The organism is Microbacterium sp. CCNWLW41 (genome assembly GCF_037083505.1).
Genome location: NZ_JBAOJP010000010.1, coordinates 191,728 through 207,686 on the forward strand (window position 1 = coordinate 191,728; position 15,959 = coordinate 207,686).

18 protein-coding genes, 1 tRNA gene and 1 pseudogene are annotated in these 15,959 nt (G+C 69.6%); 8 read left to right on the forward strand and 12 right to left on the reverse strand.

Going from position 1 to position 15,959, the window contains the following annotated elements:
- Nucleotides 1-46: 46 nt before the first annotated feature.
- The 4 genes and pseudogenes from V6R91_RS29350 to V6R91_RS36415 all read right to left on the reverse strand — a co-directional run.
- A complete protein-coding gene (locus tag V6R91_RS29350) occupies nt 47-553 on the reverse strand; it encodes a DnaJ domain-containing protein (RefSeq protein WP_336398222.1) in 507 nt (168 codons plus the stop codon).
- Nucleotides 550-864: a hypothetical protein gene (locus V6R91_RS29355; protein WP_336398223.1), complete on the reverse strand. Its 315-nt coding sequence runs from the start codon at nt 862-864 to the stop codon at nt 550-552. The genes V6R91_RS29350 and V6R91_RS29355 overlap by 4 nt, the downstream gene beginning before the upstream one ends.
- A 254-nt stretch (nt 865-1,118) precedes the next feature.
- Nucleotides 1,119-1,949, reverse strand: a complete 831-nt coding sequence (locus V6R91_RS29360) for a G5 domain-containing protein (protein ID WP_336398224.1) — start codon at nt 1,947-1,949, stop codon at nt 1,119-1,121.
- Nucleotides 1,950-2,015: 66 nt separating this feature from the next.
- Nucleotides 2,016-2,135, reverse strand: a pseudogene (locus tag V6R91_RS36415) (DUF2510 domain-containing protein); the annotation flags it as partial.
- Between the two features lie 364 nt (nt 2,136-2,499).
- Between V6R91_RS36415 and V6R91_RS29365 the strand changes: the two are divergent.
- Entirely contained in the window at nt 2,500-2,679 is a 180-nt protein-coding gene (locus tag V6R91_RS29365) for a hypothetical protein (protein WP_336398225.1), read from the forward strand.
- A 579-nt stretch (nt 2,680-3,258) separates the two neighbouring features.
- Here the strand turns inward: V6R91_RS29365 and V6R91_RS29370 are convergent.
- From V6R91_RS29370 to V6R91_RS29380, 3 genes are all read right to left on the reverse strand, one after another.
- Nucleotides 3,259-3,334: transfer RNA gene (locus V6R91_RS29370), tRNA-Met, on the reverse strand.
- Between the two features lie 122 nt (nt 3,335-3,456).
- Nucleotides 3,457-3,993, reverse strand: a complete 537-nt coding sequence (locus V6R91_RS29375) for a hypothetical protein (RefSeq protein ID WP_336398226.1) — start codon at nt 3,991-3,993, stop codon at nt 3,457-3,459.
- Nucleotides 3,990-4,397 (reverse strand): DUF4383 domain-containing protein, encoded by a 408-nt coding sequence (locus V6R91_RS29380; RefSeq protein WP_336398227.1) that lies wholly within the window; start codon nt 4,395-4,397, stop codon nt 3,990-3,992. The genes V6R91_RS29375 and V6R91_RS29380 overlap by 4 nt, the downstream gene beginning before the upstream one ends.
- 178 nt (nt 4,398-4,575) lie before the next feature.
- On the opposite strand from V6R91_RS29380, the gene V6R91_RS29385 reads away from it, so the two are divergent.
- Complete coding sequence (locus V6R91_RS29385; RefSeq protein ID WP_336398228.1) at nt 4,576-5,316, forward strand: hypothetical protein; 741 nt, start codon at nt 4,576-4,578, stop codon at nt 5,314-5,316.
- Nucleotides 5,317-5,341: 25 nt separating this feature from the next.
- On the opposite strand, the gene V6R91_RS29390 is transcribed toward V6R91_RS29385, so the two are convergent.
- From V6R91_RS29390 to V6R91_RS29410, 5 genes are all read right to left on the reverse strand, one after another.
- Nucleotides 5,342-7,708: a hypothetical protein gene (locus V6R91_RS29390; protein WP_336398229.1), complete on the reverse strand. Its 2,367-nt coding sequence runs from the start codon at nt 7,706-7,708 to the stop codon at nt 5,342-5,344.
- A 6-nt stretch (nt 7,709-7,714) separates the two neighbouring features.
- Nucleotides 7,715-8,392: a peptidoglycan-binding protein gene (locus V6R91_RS29395; protein WP_336398230.1), complete on the reverse strand. Its 678-nt coding sequence runs from the start codon at nt 8,390-8,392 to the stop codon at nt 7,715-7,717.
- 297 nt (nt 8,393-8,689) lie between these two features.
- Nucleotides 8,690-9,886, reverse strand: coding sequence for a saccharopine dehydrogenase family protein (locus V6R91_RS29400; RefSeq protein WP_336398231.1), 1,197 nt, complete (start codon nt 9,884-9,886; stop codon nt 8,690-8,692).
- A gap of 110 nt (nt 9,887-9,996) precedes the next feature.
- Entirely contained in the window at nt 9,997-10,302 is a 306-nt protein-coding gene (locus V6R91_RS29405) for a hypothetical protein (RefSeq protein ID WP_336398232.1), read from the reverse strand.
- 72 nt (nt 10,303-10,374) lie between these two features.
- The gene (locus V6R91_RS29410; RefSeq protein ID WP_336398233.1) at nt 10,375-10,899 is read right to left on the reverse strand and encodes a DUF1697 domain-containing protein; all 525 of its coding nucleotides are present in this window, start codon (nt 10,897-10,899) and stop codon (nt 10,375-10,377) included.
- A gap of 225 nt (nt 10,900-11,124) precedes the next feature.
- Between V6R91_RS29410 and V6R91_RS29415 the strand changes: the two genes are divergently transcribed.
- The 6 genes from V6R91_RS29415 (at nt 11,125) to V6R91_RS29440 (ending at nt 15,948) form a co-directional block, all read left to right on the forward strand.
- Nucleotides 11,125-11,541, forward strand: a complete 417-nt coding sequence (locus tag V6R91_RS29415; RefSeq protein ID WP_336398234.1) for a hypothetical protein — start codon at nt 11,125-11,127, stop codon at nt 11,539-11,541.
- Between the two features lie 117 nt (nt 11,542-11,658).
- Nucleotides 11,659-12,399 carry an NYN domain-containing protein gene (locus V6R91_RS29420; RefSeq protein WP_336398235.1) on the forward strand — a complete coding sequence of 247 codons (741 nt, stop codon included), beginning with the start codon at nt 11,659-11,661 and terminating at the stop codon, nt 12,397-12,399.
- Nucleotides 12,400-12,754: 355 nt separating this feature from the next.
- Nucleotides 12,755-13,093: a hypothetical protein gene (locus V6R91_RS29425; protein ID WP_336398236.1), complete on the forward strand. Its 339-nt coding sequence runs from the start codon at nt 12,755-12,757 to the stop codon at nt 13,091-13,093.
- Nucleotides 13,090-14,187 carry an HNH endonuclease signature motif containing protein gene (locus tag V6R91_RS29430; RefSeq protein WP_336398237.1) on the forward strand — a complete coding sequence of 366 codons (1,098 nt, stop codon included), beginning with the start codon at nt 13,090-13,092 and terminating at the stop codon, nt 14,185-14,187. Before V6R91_RS29425 ends, V6R91_RS29430 begins: the two co-directional genes overlap by 4 nt.
- Nucleotides 14,188-14,287: 100 nt before the next feature.
- Complete coding sequence (locus V6R91_RS29435; protein WP_336398238.1) at nt 14,288-14,719, forward strand: YkvA family protein; 432 nt, start codon at nt 14,288-14,290, stop codon at nt 14,717-14,719.
- Nucleotides 14,720-14,931: 212 nt separating this feature from the next.
- Nucleotides 14,932-15,948, forward strand: coding sequence for a LacI family DNA-binding transcriptional regulator (locus V6R91_RS29440; protein ID WP_336398239.1), 1,017 nt, complete (start codon nt 14,932-14,934; stop codon nt 15,946-15,948).
- Nucleotides 15,949-15,959 lie beyond the last annotated feature (11 nt).

The following is a 15,959-nucleotide window of genomic DNA, read 5'->3' on the forward strand; positions in this document are numbered from 1 at the left end:
GATTGTACGGCGGCGGGGCGGCGTGCGTCAGTCGGGTGCCACGTGATCAACCTATCGACGAGATCGAGCTGGCGGCGAAAATCATTCCGCCGACAAGCGCGGCAACGACAAGGCCAAGCGTCGTCCACACGATGATCCGCGTCCAGTCGACATAGCGAGGTGACCGAGCGCCTGGGCCGAATCCCGCTGCATCCGTCCAAGCGACGAACTCGTCGAACCGCATCGTGACACGAGGCGGCGGCGGCGTCGCTCGCATCGACTCTGCCGGCTTCGGTGGAGCTGTGCGCCGGCCTGTCGAAGGACCAGCTGGCTTCTGCTCGGTGGGCTGTTGGGCAGGCTTCCGCAGCGGGTCGCTGATGTAGCGCACCAGAATGTCGCGGGCCTCGCGGACGTTGTGGAACTCTCGACCGAGTCGCGCTCGATCGGCATCATCTGCTTCCGGGTGAAGATCGGGATGCAGCGCACGTGCCCGTCGCCGAAACGCATCACGGATCTCGTCGACGTTTGCTGCCGCGGTGACCCCCAGGTGGGCGCGCGCTTCGTCAAGGGTCATGTCATCGCCGTGAGATAGCGCTGGTACTCGCGGGTAAGTCTTCGCTCCCGGCCGCGTTGCGCCACGATCGCGAACTGCGCGAGCAGCTTCTTCGACATGCGGGCCTTGAGCCACTCGTGAACGATGATCAATGCGAGCGACGCCACCGCCGCGGACCACCCGATCAGCCGCAACATTGGCGAGAAGCCGAGGAACACGCTCGCGGCGAATGCCACGAGCCAGAGGGCCGCACACCAGTTCGAGAGACGCGCCCAGATCGCGATAGAGCTGTAGTACGCACCCGTCGTCTGTGACCACAGCTTGTTGGGCACCCAGTAGTGCCACCCCGACGGTGCTGCGACCACGTTCGGCGCCGGTGTCCAGCCCGCGGGTGGTTGCCACATCGCGTTGTCACGGATCCACTTGTCCGTTGGGCTCGGCCATCCGGGTGGCACCCGGAAGTCTGCCGGTACCCCAGGCACGCGGATCCGCTTCGATCGTCCGATCAACGTTGTCGTCCTCCCGAAAACAAGGCAACGACCCGACTACGACCCGAAGCCGGGACCTCGCGGCTGGCGAACCCGCGTCAATTGGGTTCGCAGGCGAACCCATCCCCGTCGCGGTCGAGCTCGTAGACGTCGTTGCCGACAATTCGAGCGACGCCGTCGAAGTAGGCGGGGCCGTTGCCGCCGCCACCGGCGCAGTCCACGTCGCTGGAGATAGGTACGCACGCGTCGGCGTAGTTGGGGTCACAGTCGCCGGCGGGCTGGGCGGGTGCAGGAGCGGGAGCGGGGGCGGGCGGGGGTGGTGGCGCGACGTAGGTGCCGTTAGCGACCACCTGAGTTGTCGGCTGCGTCGTGATGGTCTCAGAGATGAGTTCGCGGCTGACTTCCTTACCGTCCACGAACTGCACAAGATAGGTCAGCGCCTTCTCACCGTCCTGCCCGGGGGTTCGGACCTGGGTCTGCCCTTGAGGCAGCGCTCCATCGTCGACCCGTGTTTCGGTGAAGGGGATCAACTCGGTCACGACCTCTTCCCGGCTGGTCTCCACCGGAGTCGGGGTGGGCGTCCGTGTCGGTTTCGGAGTTGAGCGTTCCGACGTAGCAGCGTCGGAATCGCCCGCGTCGTTCGAGGGTGCACCGCCGAAACGCGCGGCTTCGGCGGTTATGTTGCTGCCGGGGGTGGGTAGCACCGCCGCGCTCACGCTTGCGGTCACCAGCAACACCGCAGCAGCTGCCGCGGTCACCGCGATCGCTGCCTTGCGAGACTCAATCCGTAGCCAGGTGCGGCTGCCCTTGGTCAACGCCACGATGCCCGTGATGAGCACGACCAGTGCGATCACTGCCGCCACCGGCCACAGCAGGAGCATCATCGCCATCCCGACGACGCCGAGGACGACCCACGCCCACACCGGCATGCGCCGGACGCCGCGCCGTGGGGGCGCCGTGGCAGGGAGTGGTTCGACCCAGCTCGTACCGTTGCGGGCAACATGCGGGCTCCATGCCGCGCCGTCCCACCAGCGCTGCCGGTTCACACTTGCGGGATCTGGGTACCACCCAGGCGGTTGTGTCGTCACTAGCTTCTCCCCCCAGAGAAAATCCATCCCGACCCTAGCGAGCACCCGTAGACTCCGCGCACCGAAATGTGCGGTATGCGAAGCGGCATGAGCCAAAGCTGACGCGACCTTGAGGATCACGATGACGAGCCACGGTTCTGGGACGAAGTCATCGGGACCGAAGCTGTCGTCGGTGGGACTCGCGGTCTCGCCTCGCGGCAGTCGGGAAACGACAGGCGGGCGAGAAGATGCCGACTCCCGGCGCTTGTTGTCTGATCCGCGCACGGCCGGGGCGTGCCCGCCATGTTCCGGGTGGCGTGCGAGGATGCGGGCCCGGTTCCTGGGCGACACGCCACCTCTAGGATGTGATGCCCGTCAGTCACAGACGAATGAGCGCGGATATGTTGAGCGCATGCTTGTTGGCGCCTCTGATCCCATGTATTGGGTTCCTGCTATCTCGATCGGCCTCCTCGTCCTTCTCGTCAACCTGTTGTTGGTGTACCTCGTGATCCGTCTTGCCATCACTCACGGCATGCTGTCGTACTCCCGTCAGCTCGAGGATGAGCGCAGCGCGCCTGTATTCCGGGGCTGACGGTGTCCGCGATCCCGGTGTGAGCGGTCCCGGTCGATTGGCTCCGAACGTCACGCGACATAACCCCCGGACGGCGGCCCAGCATGGATCGGGCAGTCAGCCACGATGCGAGAGTCAAGCCGCAGAGGGAGAAGTGTGCGAAGACGCCAGGTGCTCGGGGCGCCAGCAGTGGCCCTGGTGGTGACGCTTACCGCGTGTGCACCCTTGTCGCCACCGATCAAAGAGCCCGCCGCCACGGCCTCCCCATCGTCCAGCGATGGCCTCGACGCACCCGCGACTGGGCAAGCCGTCGGGTTCTTGTCAGTCGTTGATGGGGACACGATCGAAACCAGCGCCGGTACCGTTCGGATCATCGGCGTCGACACGCCAGAACGAGGCCAATGCAGCCACGACCAGTCCAATCAGACCGTCAACACGGCGCTCGCCCCGGCGACAACGTCACGCTCGAACTCCCCGCCGGACAGAACAACCCCGCTTGAGGCGCTCCACGTTCTCCGAGCGTGTGAGCAAAGTGTGGCAAGACGCCCAAGGGGCCCGTGCGGCAACGGTGAGTTACGTACTACTTATCTGCGCTGTGGATGGACGCGACGGCGGGAGTCGAACCCGCAACGCTGCCGGGTATGAACCGGAGCCCGGGACCGCCCGGATCGCCGCGATGACCCCACGCTAAACGCGGTCCGCCCGGATCGTCGGCGAGTGTCGGAGCGTGTCAGATGGTGACGAGATGTGACGCAACCGCTCGCGCACGCCGAACGCCGGCGGTGGCGGCATCCGTCATCAATGTCCGTCGTGCGTGACGACGGGCAGCACCGTGCCGTCGGCGCTGAGTAGCGCGGCCCCCTGGCACGCGCCCAGCGCCGGCACGACGAGAATCGTCACAACGGCCGCAGCAGCGACCATGCCCCACAGGCTCGTGCGCCGCGACGGACGACGCTGACCCCGCAGAATGCCGCACGCCACCACGACTCCGAGCGCCCCCAGCAGCGCGATCGCAAACACGCTCGCACGCCCCGGCGCGGTCGCCAGCAGACCCACCGCGACAACCACCCCCGCCGACACGCCGGCGACCGCCCCCCGCGGTGCCGGCGTGCGACCCATGGCGAGGCCGGCCGCGCCCCAGGCGAGCGCGGTCAACCCCACCACGACCGCGAGCGTCCCCAGCACTCGCGAGAGGGTGTCGGCCTGGAGTGCGACGGTCGCCGCTGCCCCCAGAGCCGCGCTCACGAGGCCGAAGCCCCACGCCGCCACGGGCACCCACGACGGCGCGCGGGTGGCCGCGCGGTCCGTCGCGGATGCCTCGTGTCGCATGATCACGCCGTTGCGACTCGCGACGAGCGCTCGGCGCCCAGGCCGACACCGAGCAGCACGAGGGCGCTGGCGAGGTGCAGGAAGTGGTCGGGCGCGTTCAGCGCGAGGATGTTCGCCGGCGTGCCGACGAGGAAGAAGCCGACCACACCGAGCAGCAGGTAGGCCGCGCCGATGATCGTGTTCACGAGCTTCGCGGGGCGCACTCCGCGCAGGCCGGCGATGAACAGCGCCGCGCCGATCAGCAGGTGGGCGACGTTGTGCAGCGGGTTCACTTCGAAGATGCCCAGAAGCAGCCCGCCTTCGGTGGCGACGAAGCCGACACCTCCCGTGAACGCGAACCCGAGCAGGCCCACGAGAAGGTAGACGGCGCCGAAGACCGTGGCGACGATGCGATTCGGTGAAGAGCCCATGGTGAGACCTCTCTCTTGTCAACGGCGATCTGCCGTGCTGTGAGAGGTCTTCGGCGCGAGTCCGGAATCGGATGGGATGCCGCGCGCCGGCGCCTCACCATGCCGGTCAGGGGACCTTCGTCCCGGCGGGCTTCCGCCAGCGGGCGGATGCTGAAGTCGCAGCCGGAAGGGCGGGAACATGAACACGCTGGCGACGCTTCCCGAGAACCGCACGACGATCACCCCGACCGCGGCGGGCTTCGGCTTCTGGACCGCCATCGCCACCGCCGCCCTGACGGTCATCACGTTCGCGCTGGCCATCACGGCGCTCCCGAACAAGGTCGAGTACCCGTTCACGAGCGACGAGATCGTCGCGCAGTGGCCGGGGGACTACTACTGGATGTTCCCGGCGATGCTGCTCATGGTGCTGTTCGTCGCCCTCGTCGCGGCGGTGCACGAGCTCGCCGCCGCCGGACGAGCCGTCTTCAGCCGCCTCGCGTTCGGCCTCGCGGTCATCGCATCCGCGGTGCTGCTGATCGACTACTACGTCCAAGCCGCCGTGATGCAGCTGAACCTCGAGAAGGGGCAACTCGACGGCTGGTCGATCCTCACCCAGTACAACCCCAACGGCGTGTTCATCGCCCTCGAGGAACTCGGCTACATCGTCATGAGCCTCGTCTTCCTGTGCCTCGCACCGGTCTTCGCGGAGCGGACCGGCCTGGATCGCGGCATCCGCTGGCTCTTCCTCGGCAGCTTCGCGGCGACGGTGATCTCGTTCGTGCTGGTCAGTGTCGGGATGGGCATGGACCGGGGGGACGTGTTCGAGATCATCGTCATCAGCATCGTCTGGCTGACGCTCGTGGCGGCCGGGCCGCTGCTCGCGATCCGCTTCCACCGGGCGCAGCGGCTCGCGACGGCAACCCCTGCCGCAGGGGACTGACGGACCCTCGCCTGGGCGCCTTCGTTCAGGGCGCCGTCTCCTGATCCGTGCCCGTTGGCGTGGGGGTGGGCGACGGTTGAGGATCGACGGATGCCGTCGCCTCGGGCGTCGGCGTGCGCGTCGGCGTAGGCGTCGGCTCGGGTGCGTCCTGCAGCGACCCCTCGTCGTCGGCGGTGGGAGCCGGTGTGGCGCCCTCTGTGCCGGTCTCGTCGGCCGGATCCGAGTCGTCCCCGGTGCGCGTGTCGCCCTCGGCGCGCGTTGCGGCGTCCTCCTCGATCACCTCGACGATGAGGGCCTTGTACTCCTCCAGCTGATTCTCGATGTCCGACAGCGGAACGCTCTCGAGGTCCTCCGCGAAGAGCATGATCTCTTCCCAGAGGGCTGACAGGCGCGCCATCCCGTCCTCGCTGAGCGGGCCGTCGAGGGTCACCACGAGCTGGCTGGCCAGCGCGTAGGCCAGGCAGTTCACGCAGCCGTAGTTGACCGCCGCCGACAGATTCTCGGGCACGATGACGTCGGCCTGACCGACGATGAGCACCACCTGGAAGCCGACCGCCACCGCGGCGCAGTCGGTGCAGCTCGCGAACGCGTACGCCTCGTTGCGCGTGTCGACGGTGTCGTCCTCCGCCCACACCAGGGCGAATGCGACGTCGTAGACGACCGACCCATCGCCGGTGTTGACGGCGAGGGCCTGATTGCCATCCGCCTCGGGCGGCAGCGGCCGGTCGAACGGGAAGACCCAGGTCGCGGCATCCGACCCCTCACGCGGAACGAGGATCATCGCCAGCTGCGGATCCGCGGCGGTGCCGAGCTCGGTGTTCTCGGGCAGAGCCGTGACGGTCGTGCCCTGCGCCCCGCGGCGCAGTCCTTCGGACTCGGTGGGGCTCAGCGCGGTGACGGCGCCGACCGCGTCGACGAGGGCTCCGCGCTCGTAGGCCTGAACGGGCCGGTACCGGTGCGCGTCGGGCCACCAGGCGAACGCGACCGCGCCGGCAACGACCGCGGCCAGGGCGATGGCGGCGGTGCGGCGGACGGGGCGGCCGCGCGTGCCGCGGATGATCCTGGTGCCGATGCCGCGCACGAGCAAGACAAGCATCGCTCCGATCGCGAGAAGGGGGAGCAGCAGCACGGCGATCGCCGCGACGTGCCCGATCACGCCCAGCCAGTTCCCTTCGGGCATCGCGCCCGCCAGCCGCTCCTGCTGGTCGAGCACGGACGCCCACGCGGTTCCGACGATCCGCGGGAGCGCGAGCACCATGAGCGCGACGCTCAGAATCAGGAGCGGCACCGTCACCAGCACCCACAGCGTTACGACGATTCGGGCCCAGGGCCGAAGCGCGTTGGCTTCCGGATCGCCCCATCGCCACGGCAGCGCCCCGAGAAGCGTCGGCTTGATGCGCTGGAAAAGGTCGGGCACGCCGGTGAGATCCGCGAGGATGTGGTACCCGTCGAACCGGAGGAGCGGCAGGAGCTGCCGGACCATCTGCAGCACCTGGATCGCGACGACCAGCAGCAGCGCGTCCCAGCCGGTGGCGAGCCACACGGCCATGATCGCGACGGCGACGATCGCATTGAAGTAGAGCCCGCCGAGGTCGGTGCGGATGCGACCGCCGCGACCCAGGCGGTACGAGTCGGTGACGTCGGTGTAGAACGCAGGCCAGACGAGGTAGAGCCCTGCGCCCATGGATCCGGGCGTGGCCCCGCCGCGGCGGGCGGCGGCGGCGTGACCGAACTCGTGGAATCCGGCCGAGAACACCGTCACGACGAGCACCAGCAGCAGCAGGCCGGGGTTGGCGAAGGCGTCGTGCGTCGCCGAGCCGAGGCCCTTCACGAAGAGCACCCACCAGCAGGCGGCGAGGAACGCCGCCGTGACGGCGATCATGATCACGGGGTGGAACAGCGCGGCGAAGGGCCTGGTGAGCGCGTTCGTGCGGTCCGGGTCGGTGACGGTGTAGCGGAAACGGATGCCGAGCAGCGGGTCGCTCTTCTTCAGTTCCGGTTCGGAGCCGTCGGGCAGGCGCAGGAGTCCGAGCGGCATGAGCCGGTTCTCGATGAGCACCCGCACGTTGTCGGCGCTGACCTCGCGCCCGGAAGCCCGACCCGCTGCCTGTGCGATCTCGGCCAGTCCGCGCCCGCCGTCGATCGCGTCCAGCACGGCGTACAGCAGCGGTGTCAGCTGGATCGTCTGACCATCCGCCCGGCGCACGAGCCACGGCGGCTCACGATAACCGGAGTTCTGCGCCTGACCGAGAAGCTCGACGGCCGACGCTCGGGCGGGAACCCACGCTCCGGCGGGGACGGCGGCGTCGGCGGCGGCCGGCGGAGCGGTAGCGGTCGGAGCGGTGGCGGCGGGCGGGCCGTCGGTCGACGACCCGCCCGGGGTTCGAGGCATCCGTGCCTACTGGCCGATGTCGGACTGCTGATCCGCCGTCGCAGTGGCCTCGCCGTCGATCTGCTGGTTGATGATCGCGTCCTGCTGCGCCAGCGCAGCGGCCTCGCTGTCGATCGAGCCGATGTTCGCGGCGACGGCCGCGTCGATGGGGGCGGCGACGTTCGCGTTGGCGGCCACCGCACCGTTGATCGGCGCCGCGAGGTCCGCATCGGCCGCCACGTCGACGTCCACGTTCAGCAGGTCGCCGTCGAGGCTCGACGTCAGGTCGGGCACGGTCTCGGCGTCCGGGAGCGTGCCGTCAGGCAGCAGCCCGGTGTCGGCGGTGCCGTCGGTGGTCGTGTCGTCGGTTCCGGCGGTGTCGCCCTGCTGGAGAGTGCTGTCCTGCGTGGACTCGGCCGTCGCGTCGGCGGTGACCCCCTGGTCGATGCTGACGCTCTGGTCGGCCAGTGCCTGAGCAGAGGAGCCCGACGAGAGGATGTTGGCCGACGCCGCGGCATCGATCGGCGCCGCGACGTTCGCGTTCGCAGCCACCGCGAGGTCGATGGGAGCCGCGGCGGAGATGCCGAGATCGAGGTCGGCGTTGAGGTCGAGGATCGAGGCCACCTCCTTGTCGGGAAGCGCGACGCCGCCCTCGGCCTCGAGTTCTTCACTGGTCAGCGGACGTGATGGGTTCTGCGTGCTCATCGTTCTTCCATTCCCGGTGCCCCCCTCGGGCCCCTCGTCTTGGACGGTGAGTGCGGCTGCCCGCCCCTGGGACTTGGGCCGCACCCTCGCTTCATCGAGCGCAGGGACATCGTAGGAAGACCCGCGGCGACGCGCCCGCGATCCAGGAAGGGATTGACACGGCGGCGTCGCAGGCAATATAGGCCGCCGACGAGGCCTTTCCCGGCGCGTGCGCCCGCGGGACGGGCGCCGGTTCGGAGGCGCCCGGGGGTGCTTATCGGAGAGCTCGACGACACCGCCCGGTGCGCCGAGCCCGGATCACCTGGCGTTGGCCTCCAGCGTGAAGCGCTGCCCCCGCAGCCGCTCCGCCAGCTGCTCGCCCATCGCGACCATCGGCGTCAGCACGCCGGCCCGGTCGGGGAGGTCGTCGAGGGCGAGGCTCAGCGCCGACTCGGCGAGCATCACCCCGGTCCCGCCGTAGCCGGGATCGTACGGCGCGGCGACGCGGGTGCGCACCGGCGGGCCCTCGACCGGGTAGGCGTCGACGTCGAGGGCGAAGCGGCCGTGCTCGATCGCCTCCGCGCTGGGTCCGCTGCCGGGTGACGGCAGCACCCGGTCGAGCACGGCGCGCGTGGGAGGGAACCACATCGCGCCGACGAGGGCGGCCGTCCCGAGGGCGATCCCGCCGGCCCGTGCGAAGCCGGCGAGGCCGCGCCCGGTCGCCACGACCTCGCGGTACTGCATCAGCTGCCCGTAGCTCCAGCCGGTGAGGTAGTTGCTGCGCTGGACGATCTGCTGGTTGTAGCCGCCCATGACGAACGGCGCCTGCCACGTTCCCCGCACGGTGCCCCAGCCGCTGCCGGCCCGGTTCGGCAGACGCACCGACGGCCCGGGGGTGAGCGCGTAGGGGTCGGCGAGGAGGCGGCGGGCCGAGGCATCCGTCTTCGCCTCCTTCACCTGCTGTCGGAGCGAGTCGATCGTGCCGCCGCTGATGCCGCCGCGCAGCGACCGCACGGTCAAGGTCGCCGCGACGATCGGCGCACCGCCGGCGGCGGCGTGGGCGAGCCCGAGGCCGAGGTCGGACGGGATCGAGTCGAACCCGCACGAGTGGACGATCTTGGCGCCGGTGCTCTCGGCGATCGCGTGATTGCGCTCGATGCTGCGCGCGACGAAGATGCTCTCGCCGGTCAGGTCGGCGTACGACGTGCCGGCGCGCGCGCACGCCGCGGCGACCTCCATGCCGTAGCGCAGGTACGGTCCGACGGTGGTGGCGATGACAGAGGCGGATGCCGCGACCCGGGCGACGGCCGCGTCATCGGCGGTGTCGACCTCGAGGGTCGGCCAATCGACGCCGAGCTCGCGCTTCACCTCGTTCAGGCGTGCGGTCGACCGGCCGGCGAGGGCGATCCGCACGCCGTCGGGCGCCGATCGCGCCAGGTGCCGCGCGGTGTACCTGCCGACGAACCCCGAGGCGCCGAGCAGGACGATGTCGTGGTCGCGGTCGTTCGTCCTCATGTGACGCGAGCCTAGGCGGGGCGGGGGCGTCTGGGCATCCGGTTGCGTGGCGGGCCCGGCCGCTCTACAGGCGCGGCGAGAGTGCGTTCACGGCTGGCCGCCCGTGCCCATCAGTGGACCGGCCGTTCGGGACGCACCGTCCAACCGAGCTTCTCGAGAGCGGCGGCCAGACGCTTGGCCTGGAAGAGTGCGGCGTCGCGTGAGGTCTCGGAGCACACGTCGATCGCGAGCGGGGGAGGATCGGCGAACTTCGGGATCTCGACCTGCGCCCACGCGTCGACGCTGAGCCACACGCGCGGCCGCGCCGTGCCGGGGTTCTCCACCTCGCCGTCGGCGACGAACGCGATCGTGTCGAGCGCGTCGAGCTTCGTGATCGGAAGGTCGATCACCAGCGTCACGACGTGCAGCGAGCCCACGTGTCGAGTCTGCGACAAGGTCGGCGTGGAGGGAAGCCGTCGTTTCTGATCGGGGCTGGCGGTGGTGCTCGGTCACGACGGGCCGAAGCGGGCGACCAGCCGGACGAGTGTCGGCAGTCCGCGCGAGGTCGCCCGGCCGCCGGTGAGGCGCTCGAGCATCGGCGTGGCGTTGCCCTGACCCTCGACGTCGTTGTGGACGAGCGTCCAGCGGGGACCGGCGTCGACGAGCGTGCAGCCGTACTGCGCGGCGAGACTCGCGACCTCGGGATCCTGCGCGTCGACGGTGCCTCCACAGTGGAGCGTGAACTCGTACCCGCGGGGTTCGGGCGTCGCCCCGTGCTCGGCGGCGATCGCCACCAGGTCGGAGAGGGGGATCCAGAGGATGTCGCGCTCGTGGCCGGATCGAGCGGCGATCGCCTCCGCCGCGCTCGCGACCGCTTCGGCGGGTTCGTCGGAGTCGAAGACGACGGTGCCGTTGCTCTGGAAGGTCTGCACGTCGTGGCATCCGGCATCCGCGAACCCGGCCACGATATCGGCGGTGGAGGGGTGCCCGCGCTGACCCTGGTTGACGTTCCGCAGGAAGGCGACGCACCGCATACGCCGAGGGTAGGGCCCGCCTCCTGTCTTGTGTCGGTGCCCGGTCGTAGGGTCGCAGGCGTGTCACTCGTGAACGACATCGTGCGCGCGTCCCTCCGCGCCGCCGACCCAAGGAGCCGATGCTCGGCGACCCGCTGAGTATCGCGGCCGGCGCTGTCGGCCCTCCTTGTTCGATTCACCGCCCGCGCGGTGCAGCTTCGCGCGGCTGACACGAGAGACGGCACCATGATGCACGACGCCCTGTGGAGCGCCCAGCGCTTCCGCGAGTTCCTGACCCTTCTGCGCGCCGGCATGTTCGCCCCGCCCATCGACGACGACGAGCGCGACGAGTTCCTGCGCCAGGCGCGCGCCCGCATCGCTCCCGACGTGCAGCGGCGTGTGCTCGCCGAGGTCGGCGCGTCGGTCGACGGCGATGGAGTGGCGCTCATCGCGTTCGAGCTGCTCGAGTCCTGCGCGTGGGACGCCCGCCGCACGTGGCTTCTGGCCACTTCGGATCCGTGGCGGCACCTCGCCGACCTCGTCGCGCGCGAGGTGACGGCGGCGTACGGCGAGTCGGTGCGCCGGGTCGGAGACGACGACGAGCTCGCCGGGATCCTGAGCGCCAGCACCCGGGCCCAGCTCGAGGCGGGCGACGAGGAGTAGGGCGAGGGAGTAGCGGGGAGCCAGGGGCGAGGAGCAGGGAGGGAGGGGCGAGGAGCAGTAGCGGGCGGTCGCACGGGGCGACGTCGGTTCGCGGCATCCGACTGCCATGCTGTACGCGTGGCGCAACCCAATGACCTCCTCGCCGTCCTCATCGATGCCGACAACGTGTCGCCCGCGCGGATCGGTGCGGTGCTCGCCGAGATCACGCAGTACGGCATCGCATCGGTCAAGCGTGTGTACGGCGACTGGACGAAAGCGAACCTGCGGGGATGGAAGGATGCCGCGAGCGAGCACGTCATCCACCCGATGCAGCAGTTCGACAACACTGTCGGCAAGAACGCGACCGACAGTGCGCTCATCATCGACGCGATGGACCTGCTGTACACGCGGCGCTTCACGGGCTTCTGCATCGTCTCGTCGGACAGCGACTTCACCCGGCTGGCGTCGAGGATCCGCGAAGACGGTGTGACGGTCTACGGATTCGGTGAGCGCAAGACTCCGGAGGCGTTCCGCAATGCCTGCGACCGGTTCACCTACCTCGACGTGCTCGTCGAGCCGGACACGGGCGCCGAGCCGGATGCCGGATCCGTGCAGGCGGTCGTCACCCGCGTGCCGGGGAACAAGCTCCGCAGTGACACCAAGCTCCTGTCCACGATCCGTCAGAGCATCGGCACCGCGTCCGGAGACGACGGATGGGCGAACCTCTCGGCGGTGGGGCTGCAGATCCGCAAGCAGCTTCCCGATTTCGATCCCCGCAACTGGGGCTACGCGAAGACGTCGGACCTGCTGCGCGAGCTCGGGCTGTTCACCCTCGAGTCGAGAGAGGGCGGCGGCGCCGTCCGCGTCAAGCTGAAGTAGCCGACGGCGCGCGGCGCGCTCGACCACCGGGGTGCTGGCGGTCGGCGTCTGGCGGGTTGCTGTGATCTCCTGAGTGCCGTTGATCACCGAGATTAGTTGCGGGTGCTCGGGGCGTGCGTCGTGAGCGGGAGCTGGGTGGTCGCGCGCAGGTCCTCGGGCGGCGGGGACTGCCGCGTTGAGTAGGCCGTCCTGTCGTCGGCGTGGCCATCGCGGGGTATTCGGTGTCCCTCTGACTGGCGGCGGTTCCTCCCCAGGTGGGGGTTTTGTCGGCGTGTTGCGAGTTATCCACAGAACCCCTGTTGACCTGGGATTTAGATCGTTGGCAATGTCGGAACCCCTCGCCAGAATTGGGGGTATGAACTTCCCGCTCGCCGACCTGACCGGCCTCGCCGATGCGCTCGGCGACGTGCTCGGGTCGGCGCTGCGCGGCGAGGCGCAGCGGGCGTTGTCGCACCGTGAGTTGGTCGCGGCGCTGGGTGTTGTCGAACGGCTGGGTCGGATCACGGATGCCGCGCGCTTGGCGCTTGCCGGTGAGGTGGCGCGTCGCGCGGATTCGGAGTTCGGCGAGGATGCGATCACGACGCTGTTCGGGTGCGGGTCCGCGCAGGAGCTCGTGGAACGGACGACGCTGGTGTCGGCCGGGACGGCGCGGGCGCGGCTGCGGGATGCGAAGGCGATCACCGGACACGGGTGACGTTGACGGGGCAGTCACGTCCGGCTCCGCTGGAGCATGCCCGGGCTGCGCTGGCGGTGGGGCGGCTCAGTGCGGATGCGCTGACGACGATCGTCGACGCGTTGCGGCCGTTGCAGGGCCGGTGCTCGGTCGATGAGCTTCAGGCCGCCGAGTGCGAGCTCGTCGGGGCGGCGGTCGGGGATGGTGCGGCGCCTGGGTGCGGGATCCATGAGTTGAAGGTGATGGCGACGACGTGGGCGTTGTTCCTGGATCCTGACGGCACGTTGCCGGATGAGGAGTACTCGGAGCGGATGCGGGGGATCCGGATCAGTCGGCGGTCCCGGCGGGGGTTGCGCCGGATCTCCGGTGATGTGACCGAGGACGTCGCGGCGCAGTTCGACCGGCTCGTGGACGCGCACCTGAACCCGCGTTCGCAGGACCGCGGGCCGCGGTTCGTGGATGCCGCGGTTGACAGTGCCGAGCCCCAGGGTGCGCCCGAGGACCGGGTGCTGGATCCTCGCACCGTCGACCAGAAGCGGCATGATGCGTTCGCGTCGATCCTGTCCGCTGCCGCCGGTGCCGCCGGCACTCCGACGTTGGGGGGTGCGGCGCCGACGCTGATCGTCACGACGACCGCGGAAGACCTCGACCGGGCGGATGGTGTGGCGTTCGTGGAGAGCGCGGACGGTCCGGTGCCGGTGCCGGCGTCGTTGGCCCGGCACATCGGCTGCCACGGCACCATCCACCGACTCGCCCTCGCGGCCAACGGTGCGATCAAGGCGCTGCGCGTCGAGGACCGGGTGTTCAACCACTGGCAGCGTAAGGCGATCGGCGCCCGCGACGGCGGCTGCATCATCCCCGGCTGCACAGTCCCGGCCGCCTGGTGCGAAGTGCATCACGTCATCGACTGGGCCAACGGCGGCCCGACCTCGATCGACAACGGCGTGCTGCTGTGCTGGCACCACCACCGCGGCATCGAGACCAGCGGGTGGGAGATCCGCATGATCGACGGCATGCCACAGGTGCGACCACCCGGCTGGCTCGACCCGCAACGACGATGGCGAGAACCCAACCGCCTCCTCCTCAACGAACTCAGACGCGCCAGATCCGCGTGAGCCCCCGCGCCGGTGTTCCGACCCTTCTATGAGGCGAGTCGCATGCATGGTGGGATGGGATCGGCGGGAGCGGCCGATCTGAAAGTCCTGGAGGTGATCCGTGCCGGACTGGCTCATCGTGATATTGACCGTAGTCGGCGGATTCGTCCTGCTGTGGATGCTGCTTCTGCTTCTGCTGTCGATTCAGCAGCGTCGCGCGGGAGCCGATGCGGACTGGAGGGGGATGCTGCGGCTCGTGCCGGATGTGATCCGGCTGGTCAAGCGCCTCGCAGGCGATCCGACCGTTCCGCGGGGAACGAGGTGGTGGCTGCTGGGGCTGCTGGGCTACCTGCTGCTCCCGATCGATCTCGTCCCCGACTTCATCCCCGTGCTCGGATACGCCGACGACGCCATCGTGGTCGCGGTCGTCTTGCGGTTCGCGATCCGGCACGCCGGACGCGAAGCGATCGAGCGGCACTGGCCGGGCACGCCGGCGGGCCTGCAGAGCGTACTCACGCTCGCGGGACAAGGGAAGGCGAAAGGCGTCGCCTGACAGGTGGTGTTCCGCACCGACCGCGAGAGCGCGGTGAGTGGGCCCGGACCTCCGTTCCTCACCGCTCCTTCCCGCACACTCGTTTCCCGCTTACCCGATTGCTGTTTGTCCGACGCCGGGTTGCCGGATCCGCTAACTCGCGTTAGCATCGATCTCACGCATCACTCACGCGCGTTAGTACGCCATCGCGCGGCATCCAACGAAGGAACGACATGTCAGAGACGACCCGGCGCGCGGTGACCATGGCGGACGTCGCCCGTCACGCCGGCGTCTCGCGCTCGGCCGTCTCGTTCGTGCTCAACGACCGCCGCTCGGTCAGCATCGCCGAGGACACGCGCGACCGCGTGCTCGCTGCCGCGGCCGAGCTCGGCTACCGCCCCAACGCCGGCGCCCGCGCCCTCGCGAAGAAGCAGAGCGACTGGTACGGCCTCGTCACCGAGATCGTGACCGCACCCTTCGCCGTGGAGATCATCAAGGGTGCCCAGGATCGCGCGCTCGTCGACGACAAGTATCTGCTCATCGCGTCGACCGAGGCCGACCCTGCCGTCGAGACGGCGGCCATCGAGCGGCTGCTCGAGCAGCGCGTCGAAGGTCTCATCTACGCCGCGACGTGGCACCGCGCGGTCGTGCTGCCCGAGATCGCCCGCGAGGTGCCGACGGTCCTCGTCAACTGCTTCGACGCCGAGGGCCGGTACCCCGCCGTGGTCCCCGACGAGCGCACCGGCGGACGCCGCGCGACCGAGCGCCTGCTCGCCGCGGGGCACCGCCGTATCGGGTTCATCAACCTTGATCCCGACATCCCCGCGGCCGTGGGCCGGCTCACCGGCTACCACGAGGTGCTGCAGGAGGCGGGCATCACCCCTGACGACGAGCTCGAGATCTCAGGACACGCCACCGCCCACGGCGGCTATGACGCGGCATCCGCTCTTCTCGATCTCGCCGACCCTCCCACCGCCCTCTTCTGCGCGAACGACCGCATGGCGATGGGCGCGTACGACGCGATCAAAGAACGCGGTCTGCGCATCCCCCACGATGTCGCCGTCATCGGATTCGACAACCAGGAGCTCATCGCGGGCTACCTGCGGCCGGGTCTGACGACGGTTGCACTGCCCTTCGAGAAGATGGGCGCCCTGGGCGTGGAACTCCTCGCCGAGATCATCGCGGGTCAGCCGACCGCCACGGGAACCGTGACGGTCGACTGCCCACTCTTGGAACGCTCGTCGGTGTGACTGGACATCCG

Excerpts from the sequence above, each read along its gene's own strand:
- V6R91_RS29415 (WP_336398234.1), top strand. The coding sequence starts at position 11,125 with ATGATGCACGACGCCCTGTGGAGCGCCCAGCGCTTCCGCGAGTTCCTG.
- V6R91_RS29425 (WP_336398236.1), top strand. The coding sequence starts at position 12,755 with ATGAACTTCCCGCTCGCCGACCTGACCGGCCTCGCCGATGCGCTCGGC.
- V6R91_RS29350 (WP_336398222.1), bottom strand. The coding sequence starts at position 553 with ATGACCCTTGACGAAGCGCGCGCCCACCTGGGGGTCACCGCGGCAGCA.
- V6R91_RS29440 (WP_336398239.1), top strand. The coding sequence starts at position 14,932 with ATGTCAGAGACGACCCGGCGCGCGGTGACCATGGCGGACGTCGCCCGT.
- V6R91_RS29365 (WP_336398225.1), top strand. The coding sequence starts at position 2,500 with ATGCTTGTTGGCGCCTCTGATCCCATGTATTGGGTTCCTGCTATCTCG.
- V6R91_RS29390 (WP_336398229.1), bottom strand. The coding sequence starts at position 7,708 with ATGCCTCGAACCCCGGGCGGGTCGTCGACCGACGGCCCGCCCGCCGCC.
- V6R91_RS29360 (WP_336398224.1), bottom strand. The coding sequence starts at position 1,949 with ATGCCGGTGTGGGCGTGGGTCGTCCTCGGCGTCGTCGGGATGGCGATG.
- V6R91_RS29385 (WP_336398228.1), top strand. The coding sequence starts at position 4,576 with ATGAACACGCTGGCGACGCTTCCCGAGAACCGCACGACGATCACCCCG.
- V6R91_RS29380 (WP_336398227.1), bottom strand. The coding sequence starts at position 4,397 with ATGGGCTCTTCACCGAATCGCATCGTCGCCACGGTCTTCGGCGCCGTC.
- V6R91_RS29400 (WP_336398231.1), bottom strand. The coding sequence starts at position 9,886 with ATGAGGACGAACGACCGCGACCACGACATCGTCCTGCTCGGCGCCTCG.
- V6R91_RS29395 (WP_336398230.1), bottom strand. The coding sequence starts at position 8,392 with ATGAGCACGCAGAACCCATCACGTCCGCTGACCAGTGAAGAACTCGAG.
- V6R91_RS29410 (WP_336398233.1), bottom strand. The coding sequence starts at position 10,899 with ATGCGGTGCGTCGCCTTCCTGCGGAACGTCAACCAGGGTCAGCGCGGG.